The following is a 23157-nucleotide window of genomic DNA, read 5'->3' as shown; positions in this document are numbered from 1 at the left end:
TCCTCAGAGACGCGTCTTCATTATCAAAGTACGAAGCTTTGTTTTCCATCTTCGAATTGCTTAACTTGGCGATTGCCTTTGTTAGACCATTCTCGGAAGCGGGCTTTCAAAGCGTTTCGGCCGGGGCCGTATTTCAACGTTCATTCAGGCTGCAAATGCATTGCTGCGCTTGCATGGTTTAAAGATGATATGTTTTTTTGGGCTCCGTCCACCCCAAATTCTTGACGTTTTTGGGTGCAGTTTTGTAAAATTTTGACTTAATCAATTGGCTTTCAGCTTGTAATAATAAAAGGTTCGTCACAAAAGAATGGCCCAGCCAGAAGCACTTTTTTTGCTGATCAAATCCCTGGACAACGGGGAGAAGGCGCTTTTGCGCTCAGCAGAAAAGGGATCAGCGGGCTACCTCGCACTGTTTGACATCCTTAGCCGACAAAAAGACTTCGACGAACGCAAGGCAAAAAAGAAGCTGATCTCACTTGGGTTTGACATCAACTTCGCCTACGCCAAGCATTATTTGACCAAACAGATCCTCCGCGTCATCCGAGAAAATGAGGTGACAGGGCCCAATGTCGGCAATCAGCTTGTGCATGAGATCGACATCCTGATGCGCCGCCGCGTATTTGATCTTGCCGAAAAGATGGTCGAGAAGGCAAGAGCCAAGACCCTCGGAGAAGAACGTTTCCATGAGTTTCTCCAGCTATCAGGCTTGCAGATGAGCCTGTTGCTCCGCAATGGCACGGACATGGCGGAAACCTTGGATCAGATCAATGCCTTGAATGCCGAACGCAGCACTGCCCGGGCAGCACTCAACAAACTCGGCGAATTCGAAGACCTGTATTATAGCTATCGCCCGATCGTCAAGCACAAACAAAGTGCCCGCAACGAATGGGATTTGGCATCGATTCAGGCATTCAGTGCGCATCCACTTTTGCAGGGGCAGGAGACCCTTGGTTCGGCAAGGCTTCAAAGAATGTATTTGCTCTGCAAGTCGATGATCCACGCCTTTTCGGGTTCCTACGCGCAGGCGCAGGACGATTTGCAAGCCTTGGTGGACCTCTATCGGTCGGTGGCCTTTTTGCGCGATGATTATCCCGAAGGCTATCTTAACGACTTGTGGCGCCTTGGCGGCATGAAGCTCCATTTCGGAGATTTTGCTGCCGTGGAAAATTTACTCAAGGAAATCAAGGACTTCAGCGAATTGAAGGGCATTCATGCCTCCGATATTTTTGAAAAGTACCAAAGATTGTTGTTGGGATATGCCCTGCAAACGCAAAACTATGCGTTGGTAAATGCTGAACTGCCTTCGATCAAGGCGGGTTTGGAAATTCATCGTGCTTCCATTCCATGGACTTCGCAAGCGATGCTGTTGCTTTGGTTGGCGCGTCTGCATTTTGAGCAGCGTCAATTCAAGGAAGCGAAAGCTTGGCTCAACGAAATCTTGGACCATCCACATCGCGGACAGCGTGAGGACATCCATTCGCTGGCGCGGATCATGCTGATTTTCATTTACTTCGAAACCGGCGAAGCCGACCTTACCGAATCTCAAACCAAGGCTACGCGCAAGTTCCTGCAACGCCGCGATGCCCTTTACCAATTCGAACGCTGCATCCTCCGGTTTTTGGAGAAACATTCGTTTTCCTTCAAAGATGCGCAACTACGTGATTCACTTCGTGGGCTGCGTGCCGAATTGGAGGTCATTTTCCAAGATCCGCTCGAAGCCAACATTCTTGCCTACTTTGATATCCTGAAATGGATCGACAGCGTGAGCAAGTAGTTTCGGTTGCTTCAGTGCTTGCATTCGATCTGTAATTTCTGGCTGTCCACATAATTTGTGGTTTTGAGTCCCTCCTTCCCCTTCGTTGTTGCTCAAAATTTTGAACCCCCGCAAAGGAGGGCGAATTCGCTGAATTCCTTCCAATTCAATCACTGGAGGGGCACGTCAATCATGATCGGTATTCCCCCATTTGCAATGGGAATGGCAATCAGCATTCCCTAGACCGGCCGGGCCCATAAAAACGTAAGAGCCACCTTGCGGATGGCTCTCAGATTTGAATTTTTGAGTATCACTTTTATTTTCGGGCGCCGAAACTATTCGTAGTCAACGGCGTGTTAATGCGGCAACCGTCGATGACGATTTGGATGCCGATTCCGCCGTACACAACCAAATAGGTTCCCGGGCCTATCTCGGTAATGGTAATGCAGCCGCAGGTATCATACATGAGCATGAATTCTGCTGCCGGAAACCCGAACTGTGGCGCAGCCAAAGTCAGAATTTCATTGATTACCTCATTTGGAATTCCAACGGAGGTTTGTCCTGGCAGTCCCAAAATGGCGGCCTTACTTCCCAAATTTTGCCCTACGACGAGGCTGGGAAGCGAAAGCAAAAGTGCCAAAGAAAGGAAAACGAGAAACTTTTTCATGCCGTTTAAGACGGAATTCTTCATTCAGGCTGTAAAGATGGGCAATTCTGCGTTGAAAAGCAAGGAAAATTCAAAGAAAGTGGTGTCAATACGACAGTTTCGGTATGGGAAACGCGTTGGAGGGGTTGGGAAGTTCATCACCCCACGCTTGGTCATTTTACGATGAGGCAAAGCCATTGGCATCACCAAGCCATAAATGTCAGCCTGTTTCCAATTCCCTTGGTGAATCTGGCCCCGTGCGCCCTCTCCCATTTGTTTGATACGGCCCATCGACCCAAATTTGCGGTATGGCATCAAAATTTCCTTCTTGGCTTCATTCTCATGTCCTTGACAAATGGAAGGCGACACGGTTTTATGAGCGTATCGGTGAATATGACCTGTTTTACATTGATTTGGCCAAAGGCATTTTCAGTACGCTGAGTACCTCGACGCTGATGCCGCTGATCGTTCCCGAGGCTTCCGAGCACGACCTTGCGGACTTTTCTGTATGGATTGCGGCTTGGTATGAGGACTTCATCAACGAAGCCGGACTCTGGAAGGCATTCACAGATCGGCATCAAGCAGTGAGTGGAAGGGCTTTGCCTTTTTGGGACCTCGATGATTATGACGCTGAATACTTGAATTGGCAGGACATGGCGATGTTGCTGTGGACTTGGGAGCGTAAAGTGAAGTCGAAGAAATTTTCTGATCCGATGTCGGCGGCAATTAGGTTGCAAGCAACTGTGTTGACTGCTATGCTGGAGTCGACGATCGACATAGCGCCCGCTTCCACGGACTGGGACGATTTCCTTCAATTGAAACCAACGGATGGCTTCAAGGAAATGCGTGGCAAGTTGATGTGGATCGGGTTGAAGTCGTATTTGTATGGCCAACTTGATTTCGTTGGCAGAGACGCCGAGATCCAACAAAAGCTCAGAAAGGAAGCCGTTGGCCAAAGCGAACCGTACCTCAAAAATGTTGGCTATGACATCAAGCTCGAGGTGCTGTTTAATTTTGTGACCCAGTTTGGTGGCGAAAGGCTCCCCGTCATGGCATCACGCATTCTTCGCGGCGAGCCTGAGGTGTTGGCAAGCGTCGCGGCGTGTTCAGAAAAGGTACTCGGCACGTTTTGGCTGGAAGGAAGTGATGCAGAATGTCATTATCTAAAGGAGAAGGAATCGGGTCGCACATTCAGGGTGGTTCGCGAATCTGCAAATTTGAAGGCGGAAAATGGCCGTATCGTGCAAACGAGCTTGATCAAATGGCGCGGCGATTTTTGGATCGGAGGGGTTTCTACACAAGATTTTGGAATCGCACCGAAATCCAAACCAGAGGCCTCGCTGCCGCTCACTTTGGGGACCGACGAAGAAGTCGCTGAGATACTGGAAATGCTGGAGGTTGAGTACCAATGCTTCATTTCTAAGTTCGGAGGGCCTTTGAAATTCTGCGCCTCCAGGTCCGAAGCGGAAGATGCCTTGCAGGAATTTTATTCGGAGCTCGAAGCCGTTTTGGCGCGCAAAAAGGGTCGGGAGCCCGAGGAAGTCAATCTACCCAAGCTCACGGACTACCCCGTCAATGAATCCATTGCAATTTTCTATTCGAAGGGAAGCGGCATTCTCATCAGTGCGGACGCCGGTTATGTGATCGATTTTCTAGGAAGGGAGCCGCAGGGTCCAAGCGAAATCAAGTCCGCATTCATGAGCCTTTTCCTGGAATGCAACTATCCGATGGTTCACACAATCGCCCAAAACTATTCGCTGACGCCATTACAGATACCGGGATTTCAGTTTGAGGTTGCACCCAACGTGCCTGCCCTTTGTTGGTTCATGAATCCCTCGGGCGCAGGTGCGCCAAAACCGAATATGGGGATTGCGGTGAATGGGGAGTGAAGGGTAAAAGCTGCCGCCACCAAGGTGGATGAAAAAGGAGAACTCCTCTGGGCAAAAAAGATTCCCAAAAGGCAGATTTGCAAGGATTTCAAATGGTACTGCTCATTCGGTGTAATGCGTAGCGAAAACCAAGTCATTTTGATTTTCAACGATGCCAAAGAAAATGTGGACAAGGGACTGGAGGAAGCAACCGGCAAGTATGAAATGGCCAATTCCAATGGTGTCGTCGTCCAAGCCACCATCGAAAATTCAAAGCAAATGCTGATGTATGCCAAGGAGTATGGAAAGTATTTTTATGGGATGGCTACCTTCTGATTTCCACAAATTTCCCGATTCACTCAAAAGAGCAGCATTGTACGATGCTGCTCGTTTGCATTCCTGGTTGCCAGGCATTAGACAAGGTAATTCGATTTTGAAGACAACTTCGATTTGCCGTGGATTCTGACAAAGAATTGGGAAGGTTGCCAGAAAAAATCGCGTTTCATTGGCTCAACGGTGCTGCTGAATAGGGCGAGGTTCCATCCATTTAGATTTGAAATCGTCTCTCTCATGCCGGTTTGGTACTCAGATTTGACCGACAGGCATCGCCTCCAATAAGTTGTGTTGGAAAATCCCGAATAGAACACTGAGGATTATTTTTGTTGCTTGGGGAAACAAGGCAAGATGGAGTTCCTTCTTCCCTCTAAAGCCAATTTCCTCCTCATCGATCACCAATTGGGGCCCTGTCAACGAACTTGTTCAGCGGACAAGATGCTGAGAATCGTCAAGGCTAGTCCTTAAACACAGCCCGCAACACCCCCACATCAAACGTCCTCGACACCGGAACTTGCTCCTCGAGATGCTTCATTTTCAGCCTGTAAGCTTGAGAATTACCCAAGACCTCAGAGACCATGCTGCCATTGACCAAAAAGGAGCGGTGGCAACGGTGGAAATCTGCAGCACCTTGCAAGGCCTCCTCGGCCTCCTTCATTTTCATGCGCAGCAGACGCGTTTTAGGCAAACCGTCTTTGAGGTAATAAAATTTGCAGTAATTGTCTGCGGCCTCGACCATCAAGAGATCCGCAAGCGGAATCTTGAATTGGGACTCCCCTGCGGAGGCTTCCACAGCGAACATCACCGGTGCAACCGATTGCGCGAGCGCAGAATTGTCGGATTGAAGGGATAGCTGCGGATCTGAATCGGGAGGTGATGTCCTCTCAACTGGTTGCGCGATCACAACCGCCTTGACGACTGCGGGCTGCGGAACAAGCACAAGCGCCACCTGTACCGGCAGCAGGCCCAGCAGGACCATGTTCCGGACAATCGAGGGCAGCAGAATGTCCGTGCGAAAATTCATCGGATCCCACATTCCGAAGTACAGGTAAATCAGAAATCCCGCGAGTAAAAAGGCCATACTTGGCAGCAAAAACCAGCGTACTAGCGGCGAATTAGGCAATTTAGCCGAGGGTGCACCAAATAAACTGAAGGCCAGGACGATCGACGTCGGCACCAAAATCATGGCCACCGCGAGGTAGTGAATGCCCGTAAATTCGTGCCATTTGCGGAAGGTCTCGAAATAGGCTAATCCGGCAGTGAAGTACAGCCCGAATGCCGCACCTCCTGCGAACAGCCACGTTTTGGGATATGGAGATTGCCTATTGGCCATCGTTTCTGGATCTCGCGCGGTAGAGGTTGAACAGGATCAAAGCCAAAGTCACAAACACACTGAACAGTAAATAGTTGCGCAGCTTGCGCTCATATTTCATTTCTGCATCCTGCAACTCCTCATTTTTGCGAAAAAGGGCGATTTCCTGTTCCTTTTTATCGAGTTCGTAGCGCATCTGCAATTCGCCGATACGGCTATTGACCTCGGTGCTGTTGACTTTTTCACGGAGGGCATAATATTGTTCCAATGTTTCGTTGGCGGCTGCAAGGTTGCCCTGCTGCTTTTGCATTTTGTAAATCGCGCCAAGCGACTGTATTTCAAGCCCTTGAAATTCGAATTTCCTAGCCTTAGCAAGGGCGCTGTCCAATGCGGCCTCTGCCTGCGCGAGCAGTCCTTGGGCAAGGAATAGTTCGCCGAATGCGATCTGCGTTTCACAAATTCCGGGATTGTTACCCAGGCGCTGCGCGTAGTCGAGGGCGCGGGTGAGTTCGGACTTGGCATTGACAAAATTGCCTTTGCGCGTGTCGACGCGCCCGATGCCGAGACGTGCATAAAACATGCCGTCCTCGTTTTTCAAATCCTCCTCGATGAGCAGCGAATTGTAGTAAAAAGCAGCGGCCTTGTCGAGGCTGTCGAGCTTGAAATAGGCGTCGCCGATGTTCACCAAGCGGATGGATTGCTGCCCCTTGTCCTTTCCAAGCTTGTTTTCGATGGCCAATGACCGCTGAAAGTAGCTCAGGGACTTGAGGAAATTGCCTTGCTCGTAGTAGACGGAACCGAGGTTGTTGAGACAGCCGGAGACGCGGAGTGAATCGCCGATACTTTCCGCGCGTTGCAAGGCCTGCAGGTAATGCTCCACGGAGAGGCCGTAGTAGCCACGGTCCTTGTTCAGAATTCCGAGGAGGATGTTGGCATTGATCAGCCCTTTGGCATAGTCACCAGCTTTCTGCGAACGGCTGATGGCCTCGCGGGCGTAAAATTCAGCGCTGTCGGGAGCGGTTTTGGTAAGGGTCCATGCGTGGTCATTGAGGAGGTCGATCTTTGCCGAATCGGGCAAATCGCGGGCATCGAGCCTATCATGGAAGCCGTTTTGGCTCCACAGGCCCAACGATGCCAGCATCCAACATCCGAATATGATCCACCGATAACGCATTACCAAGGATGAAGGTAAGGCAATTTCGGGACCAGGGCAAGAGGGGACGAATTTGGAATTGACGAGGTGAGGCCTTAATTCACCCCTTCCGAAACAACAACCCTAACACCCTAGGCACACCTTCGCCAGGGACATCAAAAAATTCCTGCAAATCCACCAACTGAAGGCCGTGCTTTTGGGCGGCGCTGACGAAGTCGCTCACATGATGGTTGAAGCATTGAACGATCACTTCGCCCGTTTCCCCTTCGAATTTGGCCTTGCTGCCGAGGTATTGTTTGAAGGGGTGCAATTCCCCTACGTACACATGCCCGCCCACCATCAGTGCGCGCGATGCCTCGGCAAAAATCGGATCCAAATGCTCGATGTGCTCCAACATCAGGCTGAAAGTCACGAGGTCAAAACAAGCTTCGCCAAATGTCCAGGGCTGCGTGACATCGGCTTGGGCAAATTCTGAGATGCACTCGGGATTACCGAGCGCGTCGATTTTTTCCTTGGCCTTGGCGAGCATTTCGGCACTGAGGTCAACTGCCAAAATGCGGTTGGCAAATCCGAGGTACCAAACGGTATTTTTTCCGGTGCCAGCGCCGATTTCGAGGACGTAGCGAAAGAGGACCGGTTCGAGCATCTTGCGCACAGCAACGGCCTCAAGGTCACGGGTTTTATTTTCGTTGGTGTCGTAGATGGACGACCATTGGTCGTACGCTTTTTGGGTGGACATGGGCTGAGATTTTCAGGAAAGATAAGTCAAATTCGCATTTGAAGCGGATTGAAATTATCGTTGAATCAGAACCTTGCCGCTGAGGACAGCGCCTGTGCGGGTAGTTGCTTGAACGACATACACACCCGCAGGCCATCGCGAGACGTCCAAATAACCGTCGATCATTACTGCCTCCACTGCTTGACCAAACAAATTGAAACAGCGGAAAGCCTTTACGGATTCCGGGGTCGACCAATACAGCCGTTCGCTTGTCGGATTTGGAAAAAGACGCAAATCGACGCTCGGAGAAATCGGCTCATTGGCTACCGTAATTTCGGAGATTGGACGTTTCCAAACGCCTTGCCCCCACGTGCCGACAAACAGTATCCCGTCTTTGAGTGCCATTCCGGAATAGGTGATATGGCCATTTAGCCCTGAAGGCAGCCCCTGCGAAACATCCACCCAATGAATCCCATCCACGGATGCCCAAACTTTGCGCCCGTTGCAGACATAATAGCGCTGCCCATCCCATTCCAGATCAAAAAAGGGACCGCTGTTATTGGGGATACCCGTTTGACTGGGAATCCAAACGCTGTCCCCACTTACAGCTTGATAAATTTCATCGGGAAAAGTGGCAAACAGCCTACCGCCTACACGTTCCATGTAACAAACGCGGTTTGAAGAAAGACCGTTGCTGACATCTGCCCAAGTAGTTCCGAGATCCTTGCTGCGCAATAAGCCAACATTGTCGCAGGAGGTGGCATAAATCGTGCTGTCGACAAGAATCAAGATGGGATCTGTTTGGCAATCAATGGGTGTTGGACGTTGTATTGCTGTAAACGTTGCGCCTGAATCGGAAACAAGCCAATAGTCAGTGAAATTAATGTTGAGAATTGCTTGATCCCCATCACAAGAAAGGAAGGTAAGTTCTGAACCCGATCCAATAATTGTGGTATCCAGCGTAGTTGCACAATCCCCGGAGGAAAAAAGTGCAAGTGGGGTGTTAAATCCAGTATACTTGGTCCCCCAAACAAGCTGATTGTTTAATTCTACGACCATCGGTGCCGGGCCTTGATTGTTTGGATTCTCAATCTTGCGCCAATGGTCTCCCAAGTCTGAAGAAACATAAGTGTCATCGCGTGTGGCAGCAGCGATACAATTGTCGGTCTTCGTCATCGAATAGATTCCTACACCACAACCATTGTATTCAACCAAAGTGGAACTCGCAACCCCCTTGAAAAGCCCTCCATAAGTGGCGCAGAAAAGCTCCCCTCCGATCCTTTCAAATCCTGTCACAGTCTCATTCTGAAGCGTCGCATTGACCATAGTCCAACTTACGCCATCATCTGTTGAGAACATCGCCCCTCTATGGAAAAGTGCGGCAAACAATGTATCTCCGACCTGCTGCAAACGTCTGCAATTTCTCTGAATGGGGGTTGGAACAAGGGTCCAAGAATTCCCTGAGTCTGTCGAGCGATAAAGGCTGCTGTCTACGCTGGCTACCATCATCGAATCTTCGCAATAAAGCGCATACACATCCTCGGTGGGCAAACCGTTATTCAGAGGAGTAAAGGTGAGTTGGCCCTTTGGAGCACGATAAACTCCTTTGCTCGTGCCGACGAATACCGACGTAGAATTCAACGCGACCGAAAACGCATACAACCGGATGATCATTCCACCGGGATAAAAAGTCGTGTCCCTTGGCAATCCGGTAGCGTGCAAGCTGAAATTATTGCCCGTTCCGCTCCACATCAACCCAGCTTCGTAGCCCACTGCATAAATCCCTGACGAATCCGCAGCCACGTCCTCTGGACTGCTCGGCATCTGCTGCAAGGTATCCAACGAAACGGCATTTCCATTGACAATTACGCGACGGTAATACCATCCAGAGCTAACATAGTGATTGCCCAGAAATTCAAAATTTCGCTCAAAGTCCGAGGGAGCACCGGACACACCTATCACTTTCCAAGAATCTCCTTGATCTGTGCTGTAAAATGGCGCACACTGTGAAGAGGCCATCAGAATTGGCCCCAAGGCAAAAATTTCGGTTGTCGGATGCGCCATACGGGGCCCATTCGTAGGGATCCATTGCGCAAATGTATTGGAGAACAGTAGGCAAAACCAGACAAAAATGGAATATCGTTTCATGTTGGTGATCGTTGGTTGAACGCAATACTTTGCAATATCGCGAGGAGGAAACTCGGAATCAACAGGTGTACAGCTATTTGCACTACGTCAATGTCGAACGCAAACCTTTTGGGTAAACTGCGTTCCCAAAGCCGTCGTCACCCGCATAAAATAAATCCCATTCGGCAGCCGTGAAACATCCAAATCATCTCCCATCTGCGGCGCATCGACGATTTGCCCCATGGCATTCAGGCACACCACACGTGCAACCGTTTCAGGATGGGTCCAATGGATCCGATCCGACGCTGGATTGGGGTAGAAAACAATGCTGGAGTTCAATTCGGGCTCGGATGCAAGCACATTCTCCCCACAGAAATAGACATTTACGCGGAGGTCAAACTGCCCGAATGTGCAGATTCCCGTTCCTGAGCTGCGTACCATCACGCCAAAACTCGGATCGCTCACCATCGCCCCGTTCAAGCCCGCATTTCCCCAGACATCCGCCAAATCCCCGAGCGTGTCCGTGGTCATGTTGGAGGTCGAATCCCGCTTCAAATTCCCGATGGGCAAGCCACCATAAGCGAGGGAAAGGGTGTCGATCACATACGAACCGGAATTGCAGCCCCCGCGGGAATGAATCACCTCGATGCCATTGATCGTTTGACCGCTTGGCACATTGAATCCGAAGTTGTGAAAATACAGCCAATCACTTTTGCAGTTCATCACACAATTGACGGTAACCGGAGGATTGGTGAATTGTGTTCCATTGTGTACCAAGGGATTGGTCACCGAATACGTGCCTGAGGATCCCGAAAAGGCCACATTGATGACACTGTCGGGGATGCCTTGATTGGGCGTACCAAACTCGCAGTAATATACTTTCAGGCGCAGATCAAATTGCCCGAAGGTGCAAATACCCGTTCCGGTACTGCGAATCATCACACCGAAATCAGGGTCAGTGACAAGCAAAGGTGGAACGAATCCAATTCCCCAATCATCGACACTTCCGCCGAGGGTATCGGTTTCTGTCGTGGAAGCGCTGTCCCGCTTTGGCGTTCCAAGAGGCGAACCATTGAGCGTCAATTGCAATGTATCGATGACAAATGAACCTTGATTGCAACCACCCCGGCTATGAATCACTTCGAATCCCAGAATCGTAGCGTTGGCAGGAATATTCAAGTCAAAATCGTGAAAATAGAGCCAATCACTTTTGCAATTCATAAAGCAATTGCCAGCGATCGGGGCGTTGGTAAAGGAAGTCCCGTTGTGATTCAGCGGATTGGAAATGGTGTAGGCACCGGTCGAACCGGGAAAAGCAACATTCTCCACGCTGTCGGGGATTCCGATTGCGAAATTTTGGGTTTTCCCATTGAAAAAAGCAAACAAGAGCAAACCAAGAAATAGAAAACGCTTCATTGTAGTACATTGACTCAATGCAACATACAAAATTTCCGCCGACCGTGGCAAACATTCTTGGGCAAAGAGACGGTAATCGAATCCACTGAAACTGGGCTATTGCCGCATTTCAGTTCGTCGAAAATTTCAAACCCATTCGTCCCGTTTTTATTCTATTCTCCCCTTGACCACTTTGTATTTCCAAGTTTTGTCTGCGCTGCGAATGCTGATGAAATACACCCCATCCACCTGCTGCGACAAATCGAATTGCTTGTAGCTTCCACCCCGTTCGCGTTGTCCTGTTGCCATCGTTTGACCCAAAACATTGGTCACCACAAATTCGAATTCAGGCAGATCATCGGGCAACATCACCTCCACAATACCCGTTGTCGGATTGGGGAAGGCCCTGCCCTCGTAATGCGCTGCCAAGCCTGGTCCATTCGCGACGCCCGTAATCACATCCGTCGGGTTCATGAGGCTGTCACTCTGATAATAAACCAGCAAGGCAGTCTCATTCGAAGGCGTCGAAGTTCCCCAGGCTGGGACGTTGGTCACGGGCAAATTGTTGCCATTGGGAACGCCATTCGTCGCCTTTTGTCGGCCTACGGCGATCACACCTTTGTCGGTTTTGTACACGCCAAACATCTCGGCATTGTCCCCGCCTTGCTGCGTCAGCGTGTCCCAAACCCCGACAATCAACGAACTGTATTTGGGGACCCCAAGGCTTTCGTCGTACATGCGTACGAAGCTGTTCCAGCAACCGACGCCGGTGGACCAAGGCGAAACATTGCGCTGATAGGCATTGACGGTGGTGATGGTCCTGCGGCCGACGCCGAGCACAATCAATTCGCCGGTCGAACTCACCTTCATATTGTTTTTAGTGATCCTTGTGGTGTTGACGTTGGGCCAACCGGTATTGGGGTCGGGCCAACCTGCGAGATTGGGATCGGGATGTTGCGTCCCAAGGCTTCCCGTGCCCTCAAACAGCTCGGCCATGTAGGTACTGTTGGTCAGGCTGCCATCCGCAAGGCGCAATTTGCCGATCCAACTTTCGTGGATATTGCCGTTTGTTCCGGTGAATTGATTTTGGAATCCCTTGGCATTGGGATTGCCCGCGATGGTATTTCCTTCCCAAAGGTTTTCGGTGTTGTTGCCGTGGGCGCGCGCACCGATCACGAGTTTGTCATTGGCATAGTCGATCGCCAAGGCATCGACATATTGATCGGGCAAGCTGTAGACGGTATCGCCGGCGGGCGTAATTTCATGGTAGAGGCGGCTCCACCAAACCATGTTTCCCGTTTCGTCAAAGCAAATCACAGCGGGCTCAAAGTCAGGGGAATTCGCCGGATTGGAATAACTCTTGAAGTTCATTCCCAGGTACATCCAATTGTTGCGTTTGTCGACGGCTACACACGTGGCACCCCAAACGGGGCAGCAACTTTCGGGGGAATAGCCATTGTAACCTCCGCCGTTGGCAGTCGGTGCATTGGGGTCGCAAGGTCCGCTGAAGAGGAAATCTGCGGGCCAGCTGCCTTTGCGCGTGCCGCCATTGCCATCGGGCTCAATGGCATCGAAATCTTGTTGCGTCCAGGAACGCAATTCGCAGCGGCCACCGATTTTGAAGGCGATGCCACTGTAATTGACAGCAGGCAGGCCACCCGGGGCCGCGCTCGCGGGCGTACCCTTCCATTCGGATCCGCTTGTGAGCCAGTGCGTGCGCCAGTTGGGGACGATTTTGCGTTGGCCATTGGCATCGAGGCAATACATCGCGCTCCAATCGTAGGCATGGTTTTGGCCGGTGACGTGGTAGACTTCACCGTCGCTTGTGACATCCCAAGGGTGATAATCTTTGGGGCCGGCCTCCGCCCAGGCGATCTTGAACCAGGAAAGTGCGGTCGGCACGCCGTTCACAAAGTTGTTGTCCAGTTTGGCGATGATATAGCCGCCGTCATTGGCGTAGGTGTCGGCAGTATTGGCCGAAATGTACAGGTCGCCGGTGCCTTGGTAGGGAAGCGTATTGGTTTTCATGAACCGGATGTCTTCTACTGCGCCTTGCGGAAAGTGCGCGACACTCAAGATCGTCTGCAAATCCTCCGAAAGCTGCAGGATAAATCCAAAACGGTTGGTCCCCAAGGAATTGGGAATATTGCCTGTGTAAGTCAACTGAGAAACCGGCACGCCGCCCGGAATCCAGCTCATGTCTTCGGCATAGCCGCACACCAACACGGAACCGCCCGTGATCTGCAGCACGTCATAGAAGGTTTCCTTGCCGGTGCTTCCCGCATAGGTGACGGTATTCACCTGTGAATAAATTGCTGCCCCGAACAGGAGCATGAGGATCAATGTAAACAGACCTTTCATACGCTATCTCGCCTTAAAAACACTGAAAACAGACGCCTTGTGGGAGGACCATGCCAAGATAAGGCGTCAAAGTCCAATTTTCAAATCGGCTTACTGCGCAAAAGGCGATACGATCAGAGAAGTGAACGGTGAAAAACGAAAAACACAAAACCGGGGTAAACCAGTTTTGTGCATTCTTGGCAAAATCATAGCAGAATTTTTGACCAAATATTCGTTTCAGGTGCCTTGGATCAATTCCTGCGGCCAGAAATTACTTGAAAGAGGACGGAGATGATGGCAATGACCAATAGGATGTGGATGAGGTTGGAGGTTCCGAATCCGATGTAGCCAACGGCCCAGGCAATCACTAAGATTACAGCGATGATGTAGAGCAAATTATTCATAGTCTTCTTGAATTAAAGGTGAATGGCAAGTCCAAAAAGCGAAATGCCAGTGGAGAGATCGAGGAAAAGTCCGAGATTTTGGCTTGCATGGTATTCAGCTCCAATGTGTCCATCGAGGTAGAGGCCGCTTGTGCCACGCTCGACCACCGGATCACCGTAATAGCCTGTTTCCCAGCGGGTCGTGCGTAGGGCAAATCCAAGGGAACCAGCCAGATAAAAGTCCCAGCGTGAGCCAGCATGGAGCAATCTGTCAAAATAATATGTGCCCTTGAGGCCCATCGGAACGACGGATTGGCGATAGGCATAATTGTACCCGTCCCAGCGCCTGTAATTACGATAGGTGATAAAGGTCACAAACGGAGCCAATGTGAAATTACGCGCAACATTGAACTCGTAATTTGCAGACAAGGCAGGCATAGCACGGCCGACGTAACCATAATAGCCAATCCCCACACCCAAATTCAGGGTGTTCCCAAAAGACTCGGAGGATGGGGCTGTTGTTTGTGCAGACACGTTCCCACAGGAGAACAGAAGGACAAACAAGATCGTGTAGAGAAATATTTTCATACGTTGAAGGGTTGAAATCTTAATGAATAAATGGGCCTACTCCGTTGGAGCTACCCACCCGCCTAAGCGGGTGGGTTCTGCTGCCGAGTTGCGGGTTCTAAGTGTAGGTTGATGCAAGCCATGGCTTCGCCTTTCGGTATTAAATCTTGACACCGGCGGTCAATTGGATCCACCGATTCTTGTATCTTGGGGTGGTCGACGTGCCATCGCCGTTGTTGTTCAGCAAATCGAATCCCATTCTTCCAGAGATGACGACGTGGGAAATATTCACATCCAGGCCACCAACTGCACCAAAGATGTTCTTGCGGATCTGATCGTTTTCATTGTCAAATTCTTGCACGACATTACTCTGACCCACGGTAAAAACGTTCTTCTGATGCATCAAAAAAGAATATTGAGGTCCAGCAACAATGGTGAGGAATTGAGCAGGCTTGATCTGAATTTGCAAAGGCACGTCAATGTAGGTGCTCGTGCGGGCAAAGGAATAATCAGTGCCCAACAAAGTGCCTGAGGCGCGAAAGCCTTTTTGCGAAAGCAAAACTTCGGGCTGGAAACCTAAGACTTTCCCAATCGGGATAGACCCAAACACACCGCCGGCAAAGCCTGCTTTTGGGTCAGCATCAAAGTCTTGACCTTCTGAGTCCCAAACATTGGCAATGTTGAGACCAGCTTTGACACCAGCAGAAAACTTCTCACGTGGATCGTCTTGTGCTTTGAGCGTAACGCCAATTGACAAAAACAATGCCGTGATGATTAAGTACTTTTTCATATTCTTCAATTTTCTTTGTGAATCATTTATCACAATACAAAGCTCGGATCTGCGGCATCGGGAAGTGTTACAAAGACAATGCAAAGAATTGCAAGACTTACAGATTGGTGGAAACCCTGTGGCAATTACTTCGAAAGGCCTTCTTTCAAGGTCTTCAATTCGGCTTCAATTTTTGAAAGCTCCTCCAGCGTCGTGGCCTTGTGGGTCTCCCAGCGCAATTTTACTTCCGCCAGATAGGCTGCCATTTCAAGGCGCAATGCCGCATTGTCCTTTTCCACCTGAGAGATCTTTTTGAGCAATTTGGCGTTGTCCGGGGTTCCTTTCAATTCCTTGATCAAAACTTCATTCGAATTGATCGTTGCTTCTGTTTCCTTTGCAAATCGGGCTTCCTCCGACAAAACGACATGCGTGATCGCTGGTTTTGCCTTCTGTTTGGGCAATTCGACATTGGAATCAGCGTAGGCAGTGCTGTCTCCTTTTGCCGTCATGCTGTCCCGGACTTGCTCAAACGCTTCTTCTGCCTTATTTTCATTGGATTCGCAAGCAACAAGCGTCGCAAACAAACCGAATACCAGCAAAAAATATCTGCTATAATTTTTCATTTTTATCATTCCCATTCTTAATTTGAATTTCAATCTTGTGACTATTTGAGTTGGATGGTTGTCCTGTCGTGCAGTTCTTTGGACCACTTTTCACTGGTAAAGATCTGCATGTAACTGTCGGGCTTCAACCCAAACACACCCGAGTAAGGATGATCCAAAACAACGATCACAAAAAGGAACATTCCGATAAAAGCGCCCAGCAACGCCGTCAAAATAAAGTGCATTCGGAGGCGCTCGATATCAAGGTACATTGCACAGAGCAAAGTAATCAAAGCCCCCAAGATGATCGGCATCCATAAAGGAGGTCTGATTTCGACGTCCATGGTCGTCATCCTTTGTCCACGGTCAGCAGCGAGAGTATTCAACTGTGTCATCATTTCGGCGACGAGCATGCTTTCCATGGGGGTTTTGGGATCCAACTGCGCCATGCGCACGAAGACCAAATCGAAACTTTCGGAGGTCCCACGTGCACGCTCCATACGTGCCATCTCTGGAAATTCGTCATCGACAACGTCAAAAACAAAATTCAAATAGGCGGTTTTAAGCGGCTTGCTCCGCACGGTATCGGGATAGTATTTGATATCGCGGTACAAGGTCATGGCAGTACTGCCTTCCTTGCTCACAATACCAATGGTCTCATTGAGCTGCTCCCAAACAACCAATACAATGAAGCTCAACAACAATGCATAAAAACTCGCAATTGCAAGAAACAAAAAGCCTGTCACCTCATTGTGCGAACGTTGCACCTTGATCTTCACAAGCTTCCGGAACAAAAGGGTTCCCAATCCAGCCACCAAGGCACATCCACCTACGATCAGCAGGAAAAACAGCACCGGGGAAATTTGCAACATGTAATAAGTAATCGCCATATATTGACTACGCTCAGGTGAATGAAAATGCAATAATTATTGTAGGAGGCAGATCAGGCTTTACCCTTCTTTTCCGCAAAGAGCACAATGAGCCCAGCGAAAAGGATCACCCCACCCAAAATTGGCGACCAAATCACGAGGTGATTCTTGTCTTTGGTAATTTGTACCGGGCCAACGTCCACGACCTTTTCGCGTGTGACAAAGGTAAATCCCGTGTAAGCCATCATAGCGCCGCCAACGACGATCATGGCGATTGCGATTGTCTTTCTCATTCCCATTTTGATTTGAAGTTATCTTGCATCCTTACCAAACAGGCTCTCCAACGAGTCCCTTAATACATCCATATCCCTGGAGAATTCGCGTTTGAAATCTCCCCATTCCGATTCGCTATCGGTTTTAAAGTCATCCATTTTCTTTTCCATGTCGCTGTTTTTGCGATCAAGGGCTTCGATTTTGGCGAGGTAATCAGCCTTGGCTTCGGATTTATCGGCAGCGATGCGCTCCTGGAATTCGGCCATGCTTTTTTTGTTGGCCGCAATACGCTCTGCATTTTTGGCGCGGTATTCGATCATTTCCAAGCGGTAAGCTGCATTGGCTTTGTCGAGGTTTTCGTTGGCGCGGATGACGTCTTCTTCGGCATTCTCCACCTTTTGGGCGGGAGTGTCACAGCTTTGCAAAGCAAAACCAAAGAGGGCAAGAACTAACATCGATTTGAGAAGGTGCTTTTTCATTTTAGAAACGATTGTGCATTGAAACGCCTTGCCCGACTAAACCACTTTTACATGGACTAATCTTGGCAGGGCATCCAATAGCGGGTGAGCTACGATTTACAATTCAGAAATGAGGGTATGCAGTTCTTCCTTGGTCTTGCCAAGCTTCTGCTGAAGGCGGCCATACAGCTCGTCTTCTTTGCCTTCCTGCAGCAATACATCGTCATCGGTCAGGATTGCAAACTTCTGCTTGAGTTTGCCTTTCAGCTCGGACCAATCGCCCTTCATCGTTGTCGTATTCATAATCTTGTCGTTTAATTGCGCCATGATTGGCACGTCACAAAGGTGAAAAAGAATGGCAGGGAGGGCATTACATTATGCCGAATGAGTGTTGCAAAATTCACGGATTGAGGTCCCAATCAAAATTCCCCATCATACAAAAGCCCCTGCCAAAAAGGCAAGGGCAATTGTAGTTCTCGGGGAATCGCGAACGATTATTCGAGCAGGATGACGGTGCAGCCTGATTCGACTGACACCACGTTTCCAGTCCAAGTACCGGTACCTGGGGAAGCTTCGCGTGCAGTATAGCTATGTGAGCCTGGGCACAGCGAAAAAGTCGCACAGCCTGAAGCATCACAAATCGGGGCATCTACCAACTCAACCGTGGTTGAGCTTTGTGCAGCGTTGATCGTGACATCAATGTCGTAATTGGAACCATTGGAATTGGTCCAAAACGTGACCTGACCTTTGTCGATGCAGGTACCGTCATCTTTTTTGGCATCAGGATCGTAGTTGCAGGCATTGACATTGACACAGCCGCTTTTTTTACAGCTTGACATCGCACCGACGCTCAGCAGCATCACAAACATCAAAAGATAAGTACTTGTTTTCATAATGAATTGATAAATTTCAGAGTAAATTAAATTTGGGAATGCGCTTTCCTTATTTGGAATTGTCTGACCCGACGCCTTTCAAAGACTCGCCGAGTTCATCCATTTCGCGGGTAAAGTCACGCTTGAACTCTTCCCAACTGCTATTGTATTTTTCGTAGTCGTCGATGCGGTTTTGCATCGCGGTATTCTTGTGCTCCAAATCGACAATCTGTTGGGCATAGACCGGATCCATGATATTGCCTTTTGCGGCCTTTTTATCCCTCAATGCGGTAATTTCTACCTTGTTGGCGGCAATGCGGTTGATGGAAGCCGTCTTAAAGGCTTGCCAATCCACTTCATGCATCGAATCGGCCTTGTGTTGCTCGAGGTTGGCTTGTGCTTGCACAAAATCTTCCCTGGCATCGGTGGCCTTTTCTTGAGGGCTGTTGCAGCTGGTCAAAATACCACCCAACACCAGGCTGAACATTGCGATTGTAAAAAGTCTTCTTTTCATTTGATTTTATATTGAATTATTTCCGATTTGCATTCCAAGGTCAGGCTCTCGATCGACTGCCAATTGACGATCCGCTCAGAACCCGATTCAATAGAGAACTGGGTGGGCAAGCTTGGTGACTGCTAGTGTTGAACCTGACCTTTTCCTGCGGTGATTGATCTCTTTAAAGCGACTCGATCAATTGATGAATCTCTGCTTTTGTCTTTCCAAGTTTGTTTTGGAGGCGGCCATAAAGTTCGTCTTGTTTGCCTTCCTGGAGCAGTACATCATCATCGGTAAGGATGGCAAATTTCTGCTTTAGGCGACCTTTCAGTTCGTTCCAATCGCCCTTCATTTCAGTTACGTTTTTCATATTCCCAGGTCTTAAGTGTGAAATCATTTTCACATGGTAAAGGTCGCTAGATTGCTTGCCCAAGGTCTTACACGTACCGCAATTAAAGTTGCATGAATCGCAGTTCCCGGAAATCAAAAGCGCACTCCCATTTTTGAATGAAAGTGCGCCTCAGTATCAGTGGGTGACTTAGTTTGCAGGATGCTCAGTGTGATCGCCTTTGGGGTAAGTAGGCGCAATGATGGAATGTTTGTGGGCCTGGGCAGCTTCGTCTTCAGCATGTTCCCTTGCGGTTTCGGCCTTTTCATTTGCGGCCAATTCCTTGCGTTTTTCACTTTCTTGGTGACGCTTGTCGGCTGCCGCTTGAAGTTGGGCAGCGTGGTCATTGGCGGCAATTTGCTCGGCAGTCAATGGCAATTTCTTTTCTGGAGTACTCATGGTAAATTTCCGTTTTTGGGATTTGCCGTGAATGAATTTTCACAACAACACAAACTTAACCCCGGATTTACCTTGCACCATTGCAGTTTCAAGCATTGAAATTGCAAGTATCACAGGTGCAGAATTACATGCGGTCCATGTACCACTTCAGCGCCTTCTCCATTTTTTTGTAGGTGAAAATCGTCGTGATGATTTTTTGCAGACGCATGAATGCGGTCTCACTTTTGACGACATAGTCAAATGCCCTGTGGTGCATGCAATTGACCGCAACTTCGATTTTGTCTTGCGAAGAGAGCATCACGACTGGAATATCCGGATTGAATGCTTTGATTTTGTCCAGGGCTTCGATCCCATTCATTGCAGTTTTGTCCAAGCCGTCAAGCTGATAATCCAAAATGATCACATCCGGATTGTTGGAGAGCTTGGCAATACACAATTCACCCGTCGCAAAGGTTTCAATTTCAAAATCCGCGTGATTTAAAAACTCGATCTCCAACGACTTCAAAAACAAGGCGTCGTCATCGACCAAAAATAGTTTTATTTTATCTTCCACTTTCATAAATTACTGCTCCTTAACTTCTTGTACTCCTCTTCCAGCTCCTCACATGCTTGCAAACAAACGCTTTCCAACTTCAAAACCAATTCCTGCATCACATCAACTTCTTCTTGTGCCTTGGCGAATTCCTGTACTTTTTTAGCCATGACTTCAAAGACGGCATCGATTCCCATGATGGAAAACGAAGGGATCATTTTGTGCACGGCAGAATGTAAGGTTTCCCAATCTTTGGATTGCATACTTTGTTTCATGGCTGAAATCAAAGGCGGGGTTTGCTGAAGGTAAAGCGTGATCATTTCCATCATCAAGTCCGGATTCGACTTTGTCCGGCGATTCAGGTAGGCCATGTCGATGCATTTCACAAGCCTTTCCTCACCTTCAACGGTATCGACTTGCGCCTTCACTTGAATTTTGGGTTTGCGCACGAGCCCAACAATTTTGCTGTACAACAAACGCTCATCCACGGGTTTTGCAATATAATCATTCATGCCGACGGCTCTGCATTTGGCGACATCGACAGTAGTGACATCCGCCGTCAAGGCAATGATCGGAATCTTGCTATTCATCGTCTTACGAATGTATTCGGTCGCTTCGAAACCATTCATTTCCGGCATTTGCAGGTCCATCAACACAATATCAAAGGACTGTGCCTGCAATTTTTCAATGGCAATTCTTCCGTTCCCCGCAATCTCGCGTTCAAAGCCAAAGTCATCCAGCAAGGTTTTCATCAGGAGCTGATTGAGTGGAATGTCTTCGACCACCAAGACCTTGATGTTTCGGTATTCCGCATTCACCTCCGTCACTTCCTCCAATACATCAGCAATGAGCGCCGTTTTTGCGAAGTAAAGTTCAAATACAAAGGATGCGCCAACACCTGCCTGACTTGTGACGGCAATGGTTCCGCCTTGTTGTTCCACCAATTGCTTGACAATCGCGAGTCCAAGGCCCGTGCCGCCATACAAGCGCGAGGTGCTACTTGTAGCCTGCTGAAAATTCTCGAAAATACTTTCAATTTTATCTTCTGAAATCCCAATACCCGTATCGGAGATTGCAAAAGATATTTTGACCATGGTGTCGTCGGCATCGACCAAACGTACCGAAACCTTGATTTTGCCTTCATTGGTAAACTTGACGGCGTTGCTCACAAGATTGAGTATAATCTGATGCAAACGCACGGGATCACCTTCCAATACCTCGGGAATACTGACGTCGTAGTCCAATTCAAGGTCTAAATTCTTCTCATGGATTTTGGTTTCAAACAGGTGCAACATCGCCGAAATGGATGCCGCCAGCCTAAATGGTGTTTTTTCAAAGGTCATTTTGCCCGCATCGACCTTGGCGAGGTCCAAAATATCATTGATGAGCACAATGAGGGCATCGCCGCTGAGTTTGATGGCATTCAAATATTCTCTCTGTCTCAAGGACAAATCGGTTTTCAATACCACTTTTGTAAACCCGATAATCGCATTCATCGGTGTGCGGATCTCGTGGCTCATGTTGGAAAGAAACTGCTGCTTTGCCTTCACTGCGTCATTGGCCTTGATGGTCGCAGTTTCGGCCTCTCCTTGCGCCTCTTCGGCAATCATCGCCGCCATTTCGGCGACGACCTTTGCCTCGAGCAATTCGGTTCCAATCTTCTTCTGATCCGTAATATCGCGTCCGACGACGACCGCGCCCACTACCCTTCCCGATTCGTCCCTGTAAATGGATCCGTTAAACAATACATCGGTGAAGCGGTGATCTTTGATGGTCAGCGGAAAATCAACCACAAAACCTTCGGAAAATACTTGCGCATACGCTTGGCGCGCCTGCGCGGCATCCGTGAAATAGTCAAAAAAGTCGCTTCCAATCAACAACTCGCGTTGCACACCGGTAAAGTCAACGGAGGCCTTGTTGACATCCGTGATTTTTCCCGCCGGACTGATCGTAAACAAGGGATCCAAAATCGCCTCGATCAAACTTCTCGAATAATTTGCAATGCTTAACTCCGCAACGCGTTTCTCGCGTTCCAAGTTTTGTACCGCAATTTCTTCGTTGGCCAGGGAAAGCTCAACGGCGCGCTTTTCTTTTTCGTCGTTTTGGAAGGCGAGTTCCATATTGGCGATGACCAATTCTGCAGCGCGATTTTCCTTGACTTGATTCTGAAAAGCCAATTCTTCATTGGCAATGACGAGCTCGGCGGCGCGGCGGCGCGCTTTTCCTTTTCGTCGTTTTGGAAGGCGAGTTCCGTGTTGGCGATGCTCAGCTCGGCGGCACGTTTTTCCTTTTCGTCGTTTTGGAAGGCGAGTTCCGTGTTGGCGATGCTCAGCTCGGCGGCGCGTTTTTCCTTTTCGTCGTTTTGGAAGGCGAGTTCCGTGTTGGCGATGCTCAGCTCGGCGGCGCGTTTTTCCTTTTCGTCGTTTTGGAAGGCGAGTTCCGTGTTGGCGATGCTCAGCTCGGCGGCACGCTTTTCCTTTTCGTCGTTTTGGAAGGCGAGCTCGGTATTGGCTGCGCGTAGGTCAATGGCCCAATTTTGCTCATTGAATTCACGTGCTGCTGCAAACACACCCAATACGCCACCTTCCGCATCTTTGTACACGGAGGCGTTGTACATGACGTGCGTAAGTCTCCCATCCAGGTGCTTGATGGTCAGCGGAAAATCAGCCACAAACCCTTCAAGAAAAACCTTTTGATAGCCTGCTTCGGCCTTTTCCGGTTCGGTAAAATAATTGGAAAAGTCCGTTCCAATCAATTTTTCCCGGGGTACGCCAGTCACTTTGACAGAGGCTTCGTTGACCTGCGTAATCTTTCCGAGCGCGCTGATGATCACCAACGGATCCAAGCTCGCTTCGAGGAGGCCACTGATATATTTTGCCGCTTTTGCACCTTCCCTTTCCATCA

Annotated in this window: 23 protein-coding genes and 1 pseudogene; 3 read left to right on the top strand and 21 right to left on the bottom strand. The window is 49.2% G+C overall.

The genetic code is table 11. The annotated features are described in order from the left end of the window. Window positions 1-307 precede the first annotated feature (307 nt). Window positions 308-1774, top strand: coding sequence for a hypothetical protein (locus IPN95_08665; protein ID MBK9449473.1), 1467 nt, complete (start codon window positions 308-310; stop codon window positions 1772-1774). Between the two features lie 295 nt (window positions 1775-2069). Here the strand turns inward: IPN95_08665 and IPN95_08660 are convergent, their stop codons facing one another. Further along, a complete protein-coding gene (locus tag IPN95_08660; GenBank protein MBK9449472.1) occupies window positions 2070-2420 on the bottom strand; it encodes a hypothetical protein in 351 nt (116 codons plus the stop codon). Window positions 2421-2707: 287 nt separating this feature from the next. Between IPN95_08660 and IPN95_08655 the strand changes: the two genes are divergently transcribed. Beyond that, entirely contained in the window at window positions 2708-4288 is a 1581-nt protein-coding gene (locus IPN95_08655) for a DUF3843 family protein (GenBank protein MBK9449471.1), read from the top strand. Between the two features lie 114 nt (window positions 4289-4402). Then, window positions 4403-4603: a hypothetical protein gene (locus IPN95_08650; GenBank protein ID MBK9449470.1), complete on the top strand. Its 201-nt coding sequence runs from the start codon at window positions 4403-4405 to the stop codon at window positions 4601-4603. A 454-nt stretch (window positions 4604-5057) separates the two neighbouring features. Here IPN95_08650 and IPN95_08645 read toward each other — a convergent pair whose 3' ends face one another. The 20 genes and pseudogenes from IPN95_08645 to IPN95_08550 all read right to left on the bottom strand — a co-directional run bounded on the left by IPN95_08645 (window position 5058) and on the right by IPN95_08550 (window position 23155). After that, a complete protein-coding gene (locus tag IPN95_08645; GenBank protein MBK9449469.1) occupies window positions 5058-5933 on the bottom strand; it encodes a LytTR family transcriptional regulator in 876 nt (291 codons plus the stop codon). Continuing rightward, entirely contained in the window at window positions 5923-7053 is a 1131-nt protein-coding gene (locus IPN95_08640; protein MBK9449468.1) for a tetratricopeptide repeat protein, read from the bottom strand. Before IPN95_08640 ends, IPN95_08645 begins: the two co-directional genes overlap by 11 nt. A gap of 112 nt (window positions 7054-7165) precedes the next feature. Beyond that, window positions 7166-7804, bottom strand: coding sequence for a class I SAM-dependent methyltransferase (locus tag IPN95_08635; GenBank protein ID MBK9449467.1), 639 nt, complete (start codon window positions 7802-7804; stop codon window positions 7166-7168). A 54-nt stretch (window positions 7805-7858) separates the two neighbouring features. Next, a complete protein-coding gene (locus IPN95_08630) occupies window positions 7859-9931 on the bottom strand; it encodes a T9SS type A sorting domain-containing protein (GenBank protein ID MBK9449466.1) in 2073 nt (690 codons plus the stop codon). 87 nt (window positions 9932-10018) lie between these two features. Beyond that, window positions 10019-11326, bottom strand: a complete 1308-nt coding sequence (locus tag IPN95_08625; GenBank protein MBK9449465.1) for a T9SS type A sorting domain-containing protein — start codon at window positions 11324-11326, stop codon at window positions 10019-10021. Between the two features lie 147 nt (window positions 11327-11473). Continuing rightward, on the bottom strand, window positions 11474-13666 hold the full coding sequence (locus tag IPN95_08620) for a T9SS type A sorting domain-containing protein (GenBank protein ID MBK9449464.1): 2193 nt from the start codon (window positions 13664-13666) through the stop codon (window positions 11474-11476). A 230-nt stretch (window positions 13667-13896) separates the two neighbouring features. Next, entirely contained in the window at window positions 13897-14049 is a 153-nt protein-coding gene (locus IPN95_08615; GenBank protein ID MBK9449463.1) for a lmo0937 family membrane protein, read from the bottom strand. A gap of 12 nt (window positions 14050-14061) precedes the next feature. Further along, complete coding sequence (locus IPN95_08610; protein ID MBK9449462.1) at window positions 14062-14616, bottom strand: hypothetical protein; 555 nt, start codon at window positions 14614-14616, stop codon at window positions 14062-14064. 139 nt (window positions 14617-14755) lie between these two features. After that, window positions 14756-15385, bottom strand: coding sequence for a PorT family protein (locus IPN95_08605; protein MBK9449461.1), 630 nt, complete (start codon window positions 15383-15385; stop codon window positions 14756-14758). Window positions 15386-15510: 125 nt separating this feature from the next. Further along, window positions 15511-15987, bottom strand: coding sequence for a hypothetical protein (locus IPN95_08600; protein MBK9449460.1), 477 nt, complete (start codon window positions 15985-15987; stop codon window positions 15511-15513). Window positions 15988-16028: 41 nt separating this feature from the next. Further along, window positions 16029-16838 carry a DUF4239 domain-containing protein gene (locus IPN95_08595; protein MBK9449459.1) on the bottom strand — a complete coding sequence of 270 codons (810 nt, stop codon included), beginning with the start codon at window positions 16836-16838 and terminating at the stop codon, window positions 16029-16031. Window positions 16839-16909: 71 nt separating this feature from the next. Next, entirely contained in the window at window positions 16910-17128 is a 219-nt protein-coding gene (locus IPN95_08590; protein ID MBK9449458.1) for a hypothetical protein, read from the bottom strand. A gap of 18 nt (window positions 17129-17146) precedes the next feature. After that, window positions 17147-17587, bottom strand: a complete 441-nt coding sequence (locus IPN95_08585; GenBank protein MBK9449457.1) for a peptidase M23 — start codon at window positions 17585-17587, stop codon at window positions 17147-17149. Window positions 17588-17683: 96 nt separating this feature from the next. Continuing rightward, window positions 17684-17869, bottom strand: coding sequence for a CsbD family protein (locus IPN95_08580; GenBank protein ID MBK9449456.1), 186 nt, complete (start codon window positions 17867-17869; stop codon window positions 17684-17686). A gap of 191 nt (window positions 17870-18060) precedes the next feature. Continuing rightward, a complete protein-coding gene (locus IPN95_08575) occupies window positions 18061-18459 on the bottom strand; it encodes a hypothetical protein (protein MBK9449455.1) in 399 nt (132 codons plus the stop codon). A gap of 49 nt (window positions 18460-18508) precedes the next feature. Next, complete coding sequence (locus tag IPN95_08570; GenBank protein ID MBK9449454.1) at window positions 18509-18952, bottom strand: hypothetical protein; 444 nt, start codon at window positions 18950-18952, stop codon at window positions 18509-18511. A gap of 163 nt (window positions 18953-19115) precedes the next feature. Then, window positions 19116-19304, bottom strand: coding sequence for a CsbD family protein (locus IPN95_08565; GenBank protein MBK9449453.1), 189 nt, complete (start codon window positions 19302-19304; stop codon window positions 19116-19118). Window positions 19305-19472: 168 nt separating this feature from the next. Further along, on the bottom strand, window positions 19473-19721 hold the full coding sequence (locus IPN95_08560; protein MBK9449452.1) for a hypothetical protein: 249 nt from the start codon (window positions 19719-19721) through the stop codon (window positions 19473-19475). Window positions 19722-19845: 124 nt separating this feature from the next. Then, window positions 19846-20280: a response regulator gene (locus IPN95_08555; GenBank protein MBK9449451.1), complete on the bottom strand. Its 435-nt coding sequence runs from the start codon at window positions 20278-20280 to the stop codon at window positions 19846-19848. Further along, window positions 20277-23155: pseudogene (locus IPN95_08550) on the bottom strand (response regulator). The gene IPN95_08555 and the pseudogene IPN95_08550 overlap by 4 nt, the downstream one beginning before the upstream one ends. Window positions 23156-23157: the final 2 nt, after the last annotated feature.

It is taken from the genome of Bacteroidota bacterium (assembly GCA_016718825.1).
Classification (GTDB): domain Bacteria; phylum Bacteroidota; class Bacteroidia; order J057; family JADKCL01; genus JADKCL01.
This window is presented reverse-complemented; position numbering and strand designations above follow the sequence as displayed.